This window comes from Alkalibacter mobilis (assembly GCF_015594845.1).
In the GTDB taxonomy this organism is placed as follows: domain Bacteria; phylum Bacillota; class Clostridia; order Eubacteriales; family Alkalibacteraceae; genus Alkalibacter; species Alkalibacter mobilis.
The window spans coordinates 152586-167071 of sequence record NZ_JADNRK010000001.1; the positions used below are offsets into that span (position 1 = coordinate 152586).

Sequence of the window (14486 nt, forward strand, 5' to 3'; positions counted from 1 at the left end):
AGGAAGATAGATGATGGATTTGAATTTACAGAACAAACGGATTTTGGGTATAAACGGACTGGGCAGGATAGGGAAACTCACCCTTTGGCACCATTTGAATGAAGGCCATTTTGACAGAGTCGTCATGAACGCCGGAAGACAAATCGGAAAAGGAGTTGAAGACGCCATACATTATCTGACCACAGATTCCACTTACGGCACTCTGGACAAATTCCTCTACGGTTACAGTGGAAAAAAATGCAGTGTCAGGATAATCGACAGACAAGAAAGCCTGTTTGAAATTGAGGGCCTGCCGGTTAAAATTCTCACCAGGGAAAGAAACCCAAAAGACATAAACTGGAAAACAGAAAATGCGCATATCGTAATAGATTGCACAGGCAAGTTCTTGGATCCCACTCTCCCGGCCGACCATCCCGGTGGAAGCGTTAGAGGCCATTTAGAGGCAGGAGCTGAAAAAGTCATAGTCAGCGCTCCCTTTAAGATATCAAACTCTTCAACCAAACTGCCGGAAGACTGTTCAACTTTCGTCTATGGTGTCAACCATACGGAATACGATCCATACAAACACCACATCATATCCGCAGCAAGCTGTACAACCACCGGCCTTGCTCATATGATGAAACCCCTGGTCAATACCATGGAAACCGCAAAAATCTTGACTGCTTCGATGACGACCGTACATGCAGCGACAAATAATCAAAATATCCTGGATGCACCTCCAAAAACCGGAAGCAAGGATTTAAGAAAAAACAGATCCGCACTCAATAACATGATACCAACGACTACAGGAGCCGCAATCGCATTGGAGGAAATCATTCCAGAGGTGAAATCTATTGGATTCATGGCGGATTCCATAAGGATCCCGACCAATACGGTATCACTGATTTCGCTGAATCTGACTTTTTTGACCGAAAAAGATGAAAAGGGCAACCCAATAATCACTCAGAATTTTATAAACCAAATCTATAAAACGGCTGCGGAAGGCGACCAAAAGGATCTGCTTCTATTTAGTGAAAATCAAAACGTGTCCGGCGACCTAATGGGCACCAGGGCCGCAGTTGTTATAGAGGGTCTGGAAACCCATACCAGGACCGGTTTTTTGAATCTTGACGAAGAAGATCTAACCCTTCCCCTGACTCATGCAAAGATTTTCGGCTGGTACGACAATGAATATGGTTGCTACGTGAATGCTCTTGGCAAACTGACAAAGTTTGTTGACAAAAACCTTATCTGAATTATTTTATTCAACTCCGTCCAATCCATATCGTTTAATAAGGCGATGTGCCTTGGACGGGGTTATCTCAAGGGCTTGTGCTAATTCTCTAACGCTGTTGTTTTCCTTGTATGATTCTTCAACGAGTTTTCTTTTATACCTCTCTACAAGTTCGTCGAAGCTACCTGTTCTTTCATCTATTTCGAGCATGTCCAAATCTTTTTCCTTCTCGATTTTGATCCTCATTTCTTCGGGCAATTTCTGAACCTCTATGCTGTTTCCAATGGTGGTCACCACCAGTCTCTCCACCACATTTTTCAACTGTCTCACGTTTCCAGGCCAATCGTATGTCATCATGGCCTCTACTGTCTCACTTGTGAATTTCTTGGTCTTTTTGTACTTTTCATTGTACATTTTCAAATAATACTTTGCCATGGGTAAAATATCATTTTTTCTTTCTCTGAGCGGGGGTATCACTGTATGAAAGGTACTTATCCTCCAGTAGAGATCTTCTCTGAACTTTCCTTCTGAAACGAGTTTTTTCATATCCTTGTTTGTGGCTGTAATTATTCTGATATTCACATACTCCATTTTATTGCTACCCACCGGTATAAATCTCTGATTTTCCAGCACATCAAGGAGCTTGGCTTGCAAATGAAGGGGAATATCCCCGATTTCATCCAAAAACAAGGTTCCGTTGTTGGCCATTTCGATCAGCCCGATTTTTCCTTTCGAACTGGCACCGGTAAATGCATGGGCTACGTATCCAAATAATTCTGATTCCAGCAGGGTTTCAGATATTGCTGTGCAATTCAAACTGATGAACAACCCCTCCCTTCCGCTGTTTTCGTGTATATATTCGGCAACGTGAGTTTTCCCCGTCCCCGATTCTCCCAACAGTAAAACTGGAATGGTAGATTGAGCCACCTGTCTCAGTTCCGTGATTATTTCCCAGTAGTTGAAACTATGGGATATTATGGGCACTCTGCTGGATTTGAAACGGCTTCCTTTTCTGGATCTCTTAAGGTCATCTTCTTTGTACGAAACGTCCCAATGATCTATCGTCCTCTCCTGAACAGCCCCTATGATCAATTCAACCTTCGATTTGTCTTCACTCAAAACCGGAGTTAATATAGTGACCAGTTCCTCGTCTGCAGGTATGAATCTTTGCTTGGCAAATATGGTCCTCTTTTCCTTGATGGCGTAGTCCAGCACCATTGGTGTCCATTTTCCCTGAAACACATCCTGATTTTTCATTCCTATAAAATCTTCCGGCTTGATCCCATAATGCCTGACGCATGCGGGGTTTACGTAAACGACAGATCCTTCCCCGTCATTGACAAAGATTTCATTATAGCAGTTCTCCAGGATGTCCAGCAGAGTCTTTTTAGGAAGGTTCTCCAAATATTTTAAATGTTTTTCGCTATGAACATGCGGATTTTGTTTCATTTTAATCTCCTTTTTAAAAATATGTTTCATTTTTACAAAATGCTGTTTCGTTTATGATACACCCATATTACCCTTGCTGTAAAGGGCTTTTGGAGTTCACACCGATCATTCTTCTTATTGTGTGTTTCATATTTGATACAAAACAAGTCCCAAATCCAAGTTTTTACCGTATTTTAGGGCTTTTTTATTGGCACACTTCTTGCAAATAACTATAGCAAGCAGCTGCAATGCCAAATTTATATAAGGGAGAATAGAAAATGAGAAGAAATTCTTTAGTAGATCTTTTTTACAACGAAGAAGACGTGGAAAGAATGCATCAAAACGTAGTAAGGGTTTTGAGTGAAGTCGGTGTTAAGTTTGAGAGCGAAGAAGCTCTGGAAGTCTTCAAACATCACGGCGCCAAAGTTGATGGCGACGTGGTTTACATATCCGAAGGGATGCTCGAAAATTCATTGAAGACTCTTCCTAGAAATTTTGAACTTATCGGCCAGGGAAGCAACGTAACTGTAGGTCTTGATCAGGAGCCTGTTGTAATACCTACAAACGGGACCCCTACGGTACTTCACTTTGACGGCACGTATGCAGACACGTCCATCGATGACCTGGTCAACTTCTACAAGCTTATAGACACCAGTGAAGTCATGAAAATAACAAGCGAGATCGCAGTAGACTTAAAAGGATTCGAACCGGTCAATGGCAGCACTTTGCTCCCTCAGACTTCATTGTTGCTCAAGTACAGCTCAAAGCCCATCTACAATATACTTGGAGCAACCATTTACAATTACCCCCACGGATCCCTTGAACAGGGCGCAAGGGAAAATATTCAATTTGTTAAAAAATATTTTGACATATGGGACAAATACGTAGTTTACAGCGGCACCTGTGTTTTGTCACCCTTGGCGGTCAACTGGGAAGCCATGGCTCATTTTATGGCATTCATCAAAGAAAAACAACCTTTAAGCATAACTGCCTGCTCCATGACAAACCTGACAGCTCCGGCATCGTTGACTGGATCCATAGTTCAAGACTGTGCCAATATCCTCTCTATAGTAGTACTGGCCCAATTGATGGAACCTGGTCTTCCTTGCCTGTATACTTCACTTTCGTCCATGAGCGACATGAGACACATCCAACTCTGCATGGGTGCCCCGGAGTTTCTTTTAATAACCTTGGGCCACATCGCTCTGGCAAATTACTACAACATCCCTGCAAGGGTCGGCGGAGCTTTGGGAGATGCATTCGAAGCCGATTATCAGGCAGGCGTCGAATCTTTTGTTGGCTTGATGGGTCCGATGCTGACTCAAACCGCCATGATACCTCACGGAGCAGGCACCATGGGCAGCTTCAATCTGACAAGCTATGAGAAATTCATAATGGACGAAGAAAGCATCCGATATCTGCTCAGGTTGAGAAAAGGCGTGGACAACACTGCAGAAAAAACTATATCTGCATTTGAAGCCATTGAAAAGGCCGGTCCTAGAGGAAGTTATATGAAGGGAAGAACTCCAAGGGAGTATAGGGAGGAACATTATCTTGCTTCAGATATCTTTAATAGAAAAGGTTGCAAGGACAACACAATTGAAGAGCAAGGCACCATCCGAGACCGTGCACTGGCCGAATACAACAGACGTATGGAATCTTACAAACTGCCGGACATCACCTCGACCCAAAAGAAATTGCTTAACGAACAACTACCGTCAAAATTTAAATTTTAACTATGAAAGGACATGGTAAAATGAAAAAATTTAATGGTCACATGAAACTCACCGACATTTCAAAGATGCACAAATTCTTTTTGATCGTCCTTATCAGCATGGGCAGTTCCATAATATACCTGCCCATTTATTTGAAAAACGTATTCTACGAACCTCTCCTTCTCGGGTTGGGGATCAACAACGAACAACTGGGTGCTTTAGTTGGAATGTATGGCATCATGGCAACGATCCTATACATCCCTTCAGGGATAGTAGCCGACAAGATCCGGGTCAGAACATTAGCTTCAGTCGGTTTTGTATCGACTGCCCTGGCAGTTTTCTGGTATGCTTCCATGCCGAGCTACGGTGTACTGCTGTTTATTTTCGGCCTACTGGCAGTTACCACCATTCTCATTTGGTGGGGAACCAGATTTAAGTTGGTGCGCTTGGTATCAAGCGAGGCCGAATATCCCAAGAATATCGGGTTCAGCTACGGTCTTTACGGTATCGGTGGACTTTTATTCAATATGGTGGCCCTGGGAGTTTTCAACAGCATTGCCGACCAGACCCAGGGGGTAAAAGTAGTTTTGACCTTCATGGGTGCCATAATCTTGCTTTTGGGTATACTTTCCTACTTGTTTATCCCTAAATTTGAGGGAGAAATCAACACAGAGAGCAAATCTTTAAATCTGTCTGAATTTGCAGAGGCCATAAAACATCCCGGTGTTTGGTTGACATCCATTTCCATGTTCTTCGTAATGTTCGTATATATGGGAATGAACTACACTACACCATATTTCACAGCAGTTTACGGTGCGCCTTTAGCATTGGTATCCATAATTGGAATGATTCGTACTTACGGCATTACCTTGATTTCTTCTCCTGTACTTGGAAAGATAGCGGAAAAAATCAACTCACCGGCTAAAGTCATAATGGCTGTATCCCTTGTTGCCGGAATTTGTTACAGCGTTTTCATTTTTGCTCCAAAAGCCGTAGGATTCACCTTTGTTATAGCCGTTACCATGATCGTTCTCGGATTTGTGGGCAACGGAGCATTTGGAATAACATCTTCACAACTGACTCAAACTCATGTTCCCGTTCACATTTTCGGAGCGGCCACAGGCATTGTGTCGGTTGTAGGGTTCCTGCCGGAAAGTTTCATGCATCAGTGGTTTGGTTACCTTATGGACTCCCAAGGCGATCGAGGATTCGACACCATATTCAAGATTTTGTTCGCTTGTGCGATCTTGAGCATACTATCCTCATTGATGGTCAAGCGATATGCCCAGTCTCAAGCAAAAGCAAAAGAAATTGACAAAAATACCAAAGAAGTTGTAGCATGATTTAGAATATAAGCCGAGGCATCCTGACTGCCTCGGTTTATATTTATATATTAAAGCATATGTCTATAATTGTTGAGATTCTTCGGATCAACCTCAGAATGACGATTCATAGGTTCTGTCATACTGAACAAAATTGAATCATTTCACCTTTTTTTATCAACCTGAATAAAGCAAATCATCTGCCAAATTATTGATCTTCACATCAATTCTATTATCCGCTATTGACAAAACCTCTTCAGAATATAACAATAAAAACGACCTTCCAAAAATTTTTACAGAATAATCGTCGTTTTAATGCGATATTTCAATCATTTGATCGTATATATAATGAATGGCGGAAAGGATGGGTGCATTTGCAAGACGATATCTTCATAGAAATCTACAAAAAATACCATGTGTACGTCTACCGCTATCTCATGGGACTCACTTCAAATCATCAGACTGCTGAAGATCTGACACAGGAAACATTCGTCAAAGCCTTGTGTGTTTTGCAATCTCCCGGCACAAACATCAAGGCATGGCTATTAACTGTCGCCCACAATCTGTATGTAGATCACGTAAAAAAATCAGGAAGACTAGATTATAAAAACAACGACTTTTTCAATTCCATGGAAACCGGCGATTTTTCAAATAAACTGGTGGAACAGGAAAATAACAAAAGACTTTTGACAATGATTGCAAATCTACCTGAAAACCAGCGACAAGCTTTATTGCTTTGCGTTATTAACGGGCTAACCCACATACAAGCTGCTAAAATACTAGGCATTTCAGTATCTTCAGTAACAAATTTGATTTATAGAGCTCGAAAAACTTTAAGGGCGGAGAGGAATAATAATGAGTGAAAATTTTAGAGAAATGCTGGATCTGTACAAGTCGGGAAAGCTTGAAGCACAGGAAGCGACAAGGCTTGAAAATGAAATTACTAAAGTATCCGCAATCATGGATTATTTAAATGAAGAAGATGAAACTCTCTGGAGTGAATTACAGGATTCTTTATCTAAGGGAGATCTGGAAAACAACACAAAACCCGCGAATTTCAAACGCAAGGTGAATATTCGAATTATAGCCACCACAGCCGCCACTGTTATTTTTATAATGGCACTAACTGTATTGCTGACTTTTTTTGCCGGCAGGGCAACCTCTTCATTATTCGGTTTTGATTACAAGGAAGCTTACGTAGAACGGGCGACTTTGGCTCAGATCACCGAGATGTTCCATCCAAATTACGACGTCGGTTCAAGTTACGGCACTTCCAGTCTCTTTGCACGTCAGAGTATGGGTGTGGATTTAAATAACACCGTAGGCCACACACAGATAGACAGCAAAGAAATCGTCGTAAATTACCGCCTGGGGAGCCCTAAGTCTTCAAATATTTCGGACAGCATGCTTTTCTATTACGAGAAAGAAAATTTTGCCAGCTTGACAGGTATTCCATCTGACCCGGTATCCGGCTTTGATCCCCTAGAAACTGCCCCGGCAGGAACAAAGGCCAAAGTGCTGATCCTGTTTAAAACCGAGTTGACTCCAAAGGAAATAAATGACAATTTTATCGAGGAGCTCGATACTGATCCAAATGATCCATTACAAATCACACCATTGACTCTGGTTTCATCAGAGATCGTGGTCGCAAACCCTTCGTATTATGGATATACTCCTGTTTATCCTTATGGTGAAGACCAGAAGGACGTGAATGAAAATCGCGGCGAGCTTCAGGCAGTTTTTGAATCCTATGACAATCAGGCACACACGGATTCCCTTGTTAAAAATTTACAAATGCTCCAAACAAACGACGCTTTATTGGCAACTCTTTATCATGATGAATTGCTCGCTTTAATGGATATTGACAAAGCCATCGAGGAAATCGAACAAACAGGTGTTAAATACTTCGGCGCATTCATTACAGCTGACACAAAAGACATTTTAAAATTCAAGGGTGACCCGATTGTACACAGCATAAGTGTCGAAAACATAGTTTTATGGTAAAAGACTTTAATACTTAAAAAGGAATGGTATTTGTCAGTAGATTTAAGACTGGGTGCTATTGATTTTTTCATTAATTTAGAATATAAATAATAGGTACGGAAAGGATGATTTTCATGGCAAAAAAATGGTACCCTGTTATTGACCGAACAAAATGTAGTGAGTGCGGAGCATGTATCGAACGATGTCCTAATGATGTTTATGCAAAAGGAACTACCAGGCCGATGGTAGCAAATCCAAAGTTTTGCACAGCCTGCATGGCCTGTCAAAGAGTTTGCCCCACATATGCTATAGACTATCTGGGAGACACTTGTGGCGATGTAGGTTGTGGATGCAAATTTCGTGTATAAAAAAGAAGACTTATAAGTATACCTACCGGTGACATTATCACAAGTTAACAACACATCATGAGTTGAACTCATTGACAGTTTCAAACTTATATGTTAAAATTTTTTCAATTGAATATCGTTTAAGTAGATTATGTGCATAGCACAGGAAGTTGGGTGAAATTCCCACGCAGGAACGCTGCTGTAATAACGGAGCTGTTTTTCAAGAGTAACTATTCTCGACCACTGGAAAAATTTCTGGGAAGGTGAAAAACTTTGCGATGATGTTTAAGTCAGAAAACATTTACTTAAATTATAAGCTGCATATAATATTTTAACTCTTCGATTTCAAGAGGTGCACTGCTTTGCTATTGAGTGATTTGCAAACTGCTTTACAGTTGCATAGTTACAGTTTTTAGTAAGCGTCCCGTATTGACTTTAAGAGTTAATACGGTTTTTTTATTTAAATCCTTACTCAATAAATTTGATAACTAACTCTTCTATATATGGTTGTTAAATAGGACTTCGTTCTAAACCAACAATTTAATAATTGACAGATGCGATGAGGAATGTATTGATGTGCATGAACTCTTAATCTAAGGCGGTGCAAATCCGACACAAGTTTTTCTTGCTGTGAATACCCATAGGGTAAAGTCAGCACAGGTCGTATTGATTTATGAAAATTCCTTGTCGAATTGCATTCTGTTATATATTTCTGCAAAATGCCCTTCCCTTGGAATGGGCATTTATTGTTATTGTTTAGATTATTGTAATTAAATAAACGACTCAAGAAAGATTGTAGGTGTGGTTGGAAAAGTGAAAAATACAGACTATTCAAATCAACAAATCGTTACAATGTACGAAAAACTAAAAAAAATGCAATCAGGTTTCGACGATTCACAAGAAAGATGTCATGGTAATTTCTCGGCCGTTTGGGGACCATTCTCGCTATCAACTAAAAGCGGAAAACAGTTGTATAATTATTTGTCAGATGAAGATCTTTTAGATGTGTTAAGAAATAAAGCGGATAAATTAGGACGGTCTCCTTCTCAAAAGGAAATCTTTTGTGTATGGCGCGAATATATTAAAACTCGCTTTAAGAAGTGGCCCCTTGCTTTGAAAGCGGCAGGGCTACCTACATCTGCAGGAAAAGGCGGACTAACTCTGGAACAAAAAAAATCCAAAGATGAACGGATAGTAGCTTTGCTAGAACAAGTTCGAGCAGAAACATTGCGTTTGGGACGAATTCCACATCCACAAGATTTACCGGATGTGTGTTCTGAGCTGAATAAATACATGGATAAATGGGCTGAGGTTCTTACAGCTGCGAATGTTCAGAAAATTTTATTCTCTAAAAAATCTGTTGAAATAATCAAAGATTTGGAAGACGAATATGTATCTCTACTAGCAACTCTGAAAAAACAGGCAGTATCATTGGGACGCGCACCTTTACATACGGAAGTTGATGCCCAAATAAAAAGAAAACTGATTCTACGTTGCGGTTCATGGAGAAATGCTCTGCATCAAATAGGTTTACAACCGGTTATGAGAATCAATCCCTTTTCCTCTACTTCCCTAAGTGGAGTAAAGCAACCCTCATCTCTTAACCATAGTAATTCATTGCACGATTGCTATTACAAAATCCTTAACCTTGATAAGCAAGCCAAACAAGACTTGATATTTGTTTTAAATCTATATAAAAGATTAGGACGCACGCCAAATAAAAAAGAAATTCCCGTAGATATTAGAAAGCGCCTGCAAACCAAATGTGGATCATGGGCAAATACGCTGTTTCAAATCGGTCTGATCCAGACTTAAAATGTGAATCTAAATTAATATTTCGATTCGATAATCTACAAATTTAGGGGGACTTATTTGTGAGTATGCTAACGATGGCTTCAAAATGTACCAATAGTGAAAACAAAAAAAAAATAATGCGAATCATGCTGATTCTTACTCTTGTATTTACAACGGTTTTCATCTTCCTGCTCAGTGTATCAGTGGGATCGGTAAAGATAGGCATATCTGATGTTGTACGTGTATTTTTAGGGCTGGAAGTTGAAAACGACACATATCGGTCGATCATCTTAAATATCCGTCTGCCAAGAGCCCTATCCACTATTCTAGGCGGGGCATGTCTTGCCATATCAGGACTTTTGTTGCAAATCTTTTTTAGCAATCCAATTGTCGAACCCTATGTGTTAGGCATTTCATCTGGTTCCACTTTGTTCGTGGGTTTGGTTGTATTGGGTGGTTTCACTTTTGGGATGAAATCAACTACACCGATGTTTTTATTTACAGGTGCCTTTATTGGAGCCATGCTTGTAATGTTAGTCGTTATATCTGCTACAAAAAAGGTCCGCAACATAACTACTCTCCTAATCATTGGCATAATGACGGGTTTTATATGCAACGCTGCCACCAGCATTTTGACAGCATTTGCAGACAAGGAACAGGTTCACGGTTTTGCCATGTGGTCGATGGGTAGTTTTTCCGGCTTTTCATGGGCTCAAACAAAATTTTTATATGCTATAGGGCTACCACTCATTATCGCATCATTTTTTTTAAGCAAACCATTAAACGCTTTGTTGTTTGGGGATCGCTATGCCACAACTATGGGGTTAAGCATCAAGAGATTCCGAATAATCGTAGTCTTTATTGCCAGTGTTTTGACAGCTGTCATTACTGCATTCGCAGGTCCCATTTCTTTTATTGGGTTGGCAGTTCCTCACATTACTAGAATTATGTTCAAGTCAACCGACAACTCTGTTTTAATCCCAGGCGTTGTTGTCGGCGGAGCCCTGATGACAAGTATGTGTGACCTAATTGCTCGAATGGTCTTATCTCCAACCGAATTGCCACTTAGTGCGATAACCTCATTAATCGGCGCCCCTATTGTATTGTTTTTACTTTTGAGAAAGGATGCTGCAATGTGAATAAAACTATTTCCACAAAATCTTTGCAGGTAGGTTATGGTAACAAAGTCGTAATTGACAACGTAAATATTCAAGGATTGAAAGGACAACTTATCTGTCTTCTAGGACCAAATGGTGCCGGCAAATCAACCATACTAAGAACTTTGACCGGCTTATTAAAACCGGTCAACGGAACAGTCTACATAGGCAACGACAATATTAACACGATCAAGAAAAATGACCTGGCAAAAAAAATGGCCGTGGTATTGACAGAACAATTATCCTTGAACATGATGACTGTTTTTGAAGTCGCTTCTATGGGTCGTTATCCTTACACGAATTTTAGGGGAAAATTAACAGATCATGATGTCCACATTATCGATAACGCTCTTGCTTCCGTACATGCATCCCATCTACGCAACAGATACTTTTTCAATCTTAGTGACGGAGAAAAGCAAAAGATAATGATAGCAAGAGCTCTGGTTCAAGCCCCGGAATTGCTGGTGCTTGATGAACCTACCAGTCACTTGGACGTAAAGCACAAAGTGGAGGTGATCAATATCCTGCGTAATTTATGCCTTGAAAAAGGAATTACTGTGATCCTTTCTTTGCATGACATCGATATTGCCATCAAAGGTTGTCAACAGATTTTATTACTCCAGAATGAAAAAATCGTGGCGCAAGGCACTCCTGAAGAAATCATAAAATGCGGAACGATTCAAGATCTTTATGAAATCAAAGGTGCAAATTACAGCGAGCTGCTTGGGAGCATCGAGTTCAATAATTCAACTTGTGCACCTGAAGTATTCATTTTTGCGGGAAATGGCAGTGGAGTTGGAATATGTCGAGCTGTTGCTCGGGCAGGATATGGTATTTATTGCGGAATACTACACAAAAATGATGTTGATTTTCATATTGGTCAAGCTTTAGGTTGCCACATTATAGCAGAAGAAAGTTTCGAGAATATAAGCGAACAAAAGTATAATCTTGCACTGGAAAAAATAAAGGAAGTTCCCTTTTTGATTGACACCGGGTTTCATGTAGGATCTATGAATCAACTTAACATAAAACTGCTAGAAGAAGCAGCAAAGATAAACAAGACTATATTTTCTTTGTCCCCGTATAGCGACTTTCAAAAACGATATGGGTCCTTTTCAAATAAAATAGTACCCTTTAAAAACATCGAAGCTGTAATTCAAAAAATGACCGAAATGAGGAATGATGCTTAGTGATGATCTATCAACTAGAGACCGGAGATAAAATTCATAGATACAACCGCTGCCTTGTTGCTAAGTTTAGCGGAAAGAGACGTGTGCTTAGTACATCGAGTCACAACGGAGGTTATCGTGAAGATCTCTCAGCTATTTTCAATCGCGACGTGAATCCCGGCGTCGGCAAGCTAAGTGAATACTGCAAATCCAGTGAAGAAGAGAAGAAAAAATTCATTATTGACGAACTAGGTCTTGATTATACCTCTGTCGCTTATATGGCCACAATCGTCTCTATGGACCATGCGGCAATCAAAACCCTTAAATACGATACCTTATCTGTAACTGCCATTGCTACAGCCAGCCTGGAAGTGAACGGTGGTCGAGTCGGTGAGGAAGCCACTTGTTATGAAAATTGCGGCGAAAATGTGCCTTTAAAACCCGGCACAATCAATATCATGGTTTTCTGCAATCGAGATATGACTTGCGAATGCATGGCGCGTTCCATAATGACTTCAACTGAAGCAAAAGTTGCAGCCTTACAGGAGTTAATGGCATCTAGCCTGCGTTCTTCAGGCATTGCAACTGGTTCAGGGACAGACAACATCATGATAATTGCAAATGCAGATTCAAACGACAAACTCACATATGCGGGAAAACATGGAAAATTGGGGGAACTTATTGGTCGCACCGTTATGGATGCTGTAACGGAATCTTTAGAAAAGCATATGAACTTATCTGCGAATAGTCAACACAGCGTACTCTCCAGGACCAAACGCTATGGCATAGATGAAAAAAGTTTGATTGAAAAAATCGAAGTGATTTGTCCTTCCCTCGATATTTCAGACGTATTGCACCTAGTCCACACAAAAGATAGAAATGGTGTTCTGGTTGGACTTACTTCTCTTTACATACATCTGATGGATCAACTCAAATGGGGACTTATTTCCGGCAAGACTGCTTCTCAGTGCGGAGAGATTCTCTTAAATCAAATTTCTACCTGTCTATCCAATGAAACTATACCGGAAAATGTTTTTTCCGAAAACATCAATTCAATGGCTGAGTTATTTACCGCGTGTTTTGCAGATGCAGTAGTTTGTAACTTGACTAATACAAATAATTTAAACCAAGGAGATGTCACAAGATGAAAAGAAAATTTACGAAAATGGTTGTTCTATTTTTAGTTACTGCACTTCTGCTTTCTATTAGCGGTTGTGCTCAGAATGCAGAGACAAAAGCTTCATCTGAAAGTCCTTCAAATGGCGATACACCTGAAACTGCAATCACAGATATAAAATTAGAATTTGCCAAAAACTTTAACGTGCAATATTTTTCAAACGGCATGAAAATTGTAACAGATGCCATGGGTAATAAGATGCTTCTTTTAAATGAGGGTCAAACAGCTCCCATTAAATTCGATGATTTACCAACGGTAACCATTCCTCTTCAAAATACGGTGTACACAAGCACTACTCAAGTCGGTTACCTGAGAGCTTTCAATGACGATGCTCTCTTTGACAGCATTTCGGGTGTCCGTCTGACTGCAGATGAGTGGGACTTTGATGCTATGAAATCAAGAATGTTGAACGGCAAAATCGTCGATATTGGAAGCAATACAGCGATGACAACCACCTACGATCATGAAATCATACAATCGCTTAATCCCAATTTGTTATTTTTAACAGGCGGCGGAATGAATGCTGATATAGAAAAATTAGTAGGTATGCTCGATCAATCAAACATACCCTATCTGATTGACGGATCTAGCGGTGAGGATGATTATAGAGGAACGATGGAGTGGATCAAGTTCTTTGCAGCATTCTATAATTTGGATCAGGAAGCTGAAACATATTTTGAAGAAGCAATGTCTCGTATTGATGAGGTTGTGGCAAAGACAAAAGACCAGCCTAAACCAAAAGTTGGATGGGCCATTGTAGCCATGGGCAAAGCTTATGTAGAAGATGCTGGCTCTAAATCAGCAAAAATGATACGTGCGGCTGGTGCTGAATATCTGTTCGATGGAATCGGAGATGATACCAACAGCGTTACCAATATTACAATTGAAGAACTTTACGAACTTCTTTCCAAGGGAGATATCCTTATAAACAGAGGCATGCCTAAATATGGACCCGACAAAAAATCTATCACGGATCAGGCCCCAGCTTTAGCTGAACTTGAGATATTTGCACAAGATCGTGTCTGGCAAATTACAGATAATTTCTGGAATAGCTATCATAATATCGACAAAAAATATTTGGAATTAGCTGCAATTTTTCACCCAGATCTATTCCCAGATGTAGAATTTGAAAACTTTATCCTTATGCCTGACGTTGCCCAATAAGATTTATATCTTGTTTG

12 protein-coding genes and 1 riboswitch are annotated in these 14486 nt (G+C 40.3%); of the genes, 11 read left to right on the forward strand and 1 reads right to left on the reverse strand.

Features of this window, described 5'->3' with window-relative positions:
- Positions 1–13 precede the first annotated feature (13 nt).
- Entirely contained in the window at positions 14–1234 is a 1221-nt protein-coding gene (locus IWB18_RS00690) for a type I glyceraldehyde-3-phosphate dehydrogenase (RefSeq protein ID WP_195681655.1), read from the forward strand.
- A 6-nt stretch (positions 1235–1240) separates the two neighbouring features.
- Here the strand turns inward: IWB18_RS00690 and IWB18_RS00695 are convergent, their stop codons facing one another.
- Positions 1241–2662 carry a sigma-54 interaction domain-containing protein gene (locus IWB18_RS00695; protein WP_195681656.1) on the reverse strand — a complete coding sequence of 474 codons (1422 nt, stop codon included), beginning with the start codon at positions 2660–2662 and terminating at the stop codon, positions 1241–1243.
- Positions 2663–2919: 257 nt separating this feature from the next.
- Between IWB18_RS00695 and mtcB the strand changes: the two genes are divergently transcribed.
- The 10 genes from mtcB (at position 2920) to IWB18_RS00745 (ending at position 14469) form a co-directional block, all read left to right on the forward strand.
- A complete protein-coding gene (gene mtcB / locus IWB18_RS00700) occupies positions 2920–4377 on the forward strand; it encodes an L-carnitine--corrinoid protein Co-methyltransferase MtcB (RefSeq protein ID WP_195681657.1) in 1458 nt (485 codons plus the stop codon).
- Positions 4378–4397: 20 nt separating this feature from the next.
- Positions 4398–5699, forward strand: coding sequence for an MFS transporter (locus tag IWB18_RS00705; RefSeq protein WP_195681658.1), 1302 nt, complete (start codon positions 4398–4400; stop codon positions 5697–5699).
- Positions 5700–6052: 353 nt separating this feature from the next.
- Complete coding sequence (locus IWB18_RS00710; RefSeq protein ID WP_195681659.1) at positions 6053–6541, forward strand: RNA polymerase sigma factor; 489 nt, start codon at positions 6053–6055, stop codon at positions 6539–6541.
- Complete coding sequence (locus IWB18_RS00715; protein ID WP_195681660.1) at positions 6534–7682, forward strand: anti sigma factor C-terminal domain-containing protein; 1149 nt, start codon at positions 6534–6536, stop codon at positions 7680–7682. The genes IWB18_RS00710 and IWB18_RS00715 overlap by 8 nt, the downstream gene beginning before the upstream one ends.
- A gap of 113 nt (positions 7683–7795) precedes the next feature.
- Positions 7796–8029, forward strand: a complete 234-nt coding sequence (locus IWB18_RS00720; RefSeq protein ID WP_195681661.1) for an ATP-binding protein — start codon at positions 7796–7798, stop codon at positions 8027–8029.
- Positions 8030–8133: 104 nt separating this feature from the next.
- Positions 8134–8331: riboswitch (cobalamin riboswitch) on the forward strand.
- A gap of 490 nt (positions 8332–8821) precedes the next feature.
- Positions 8822–9823, forward strand: a complete 1002-nt coding sequence (locus IWB18_RS00725) for a homing endonuclease associated repeat-containing protein (protein ID WP_195681662.1) — start codon at positions 8822–8824, stop codon at positions 9821–9823.
- Positions 9824–9888: 65 nt separating this feature from the next.
- Entirely contained in the window at positions 9889–10941 is a 1053-nt protein-coding gene (locus IWB18_RS00730; RefSeq protein ID WP_225877726.1) for a FecCD family ABC transporter permease, read from the forward strand.
- Complete coding sequence (locus IWB18_RS00735) at positions 10938–12149, forward strand: ABC transporter ATP-binding protein (protein WP_195681663.1); 1212 nt, start codon at positions 10938–10940, stop codon at positions 12147–12149. The genes IWB18_RS00730 and IWB18_RS00735 overlap by 4 nt, the downstream gene beginning before the upstream one ends.
- Positions 12150–12151: 2 nt before the next feature.
- Positions 12152–13276 carry an adenosylcobinamide amidohydrolase gene (locus IWB18_RS00740; RefSeq protein ID WP_195681664.1) on the forward strand — a complete coding sequence of 375 codons (1125 nt, stop codon included), beginning with the start codon at positions 12152–12154 and terminating at the stop codon, positions 13274–13276.
- Positions 13273–14469 (forward strand): ABC transporter substrate-binding protein, encoded by a 1197-nt coding sequence (locus IWB18_RS00745; RefSeq protein ID WP_195681665.1) that lies wholly within the window; start codon positions 13273–13275, stop codon positions 14467–14469. The genes IWB18_RS00740 and IWB18_RS00745 overlap by 4 nt, the downstream gene beginning before the upstream one ends.
- Positions 14470–14486 lie beyond the last annotated feature (17 nt).

What these genes read in the sequence shown, in the direction of transcription:
- IWB18_RS00690 (WP_195681655.1), top strand. Translation starts at nt 14, where the DNA reads ATGGATTTGAATTTACAGAACAAACGGATTTTGGGTATAAACGGACTG.
- IWB18_RS00695 (WP_195681656.1), bottom strand. Translation starts at nt 2,662, where the DNA reads ATGAAACAAAATCCGCATGTTCATAGCGAAAAACATTTAAAATATTTG.
- mtcB (WP_195681657.1), top strand. Translation starts at nt 2,920, where the DNA reads ATGAGAAGAAATTCTTTAGTAGATCTTTTTTACAACGAAGAAGACGTG.
- IWB18_RS00705 (WP_195681658.1), top strand. Translation starts at nt 4,398, where the DNA reads ATGAAAAAATTTAATGGTCACATGAAACTCACCGACATTTCAAAGATG.
- IWB18_RS00715 (WP_195681660.1), top strand. Translation starts at nt 6,534, where the DNA reads ATGAGTGAAAATTTTAGAGAAATGCTGGATCTGTACAAGTCGGGAAAG.
- IWB18_RS00720 (WP_195681661.1), top strand. Translation starts at nt 7,796, where the DNA reads ATGGCAAAAAAATGGTACCCTGTTATTGACCGAACAAAATGTAGTGAG.
- IWB18_RS00730 (WP_225877726.1), top strand. Translation starts at nt 9,889, where the DNA reads ATGCTAACGATGGCTTCAAAATGTACCAATAGTGAAAACAAAAAAAAA.
- IWB18_RS00740 (WP_195681664.1), top strand. Translation starts at nt 12,152, where the DNA reads ATGATCTATCAACTAGAGACCGGAGATAAAATTCATAGATACAACCGC.
- IWB18_RS00745 (WP_195681665.1), top strand. Translation starts at nt 13,273, where the DNA reads ATGAAAAGAAAATTTACGAAAATGGTTGTTCTATTTTTAGTTACTGCA.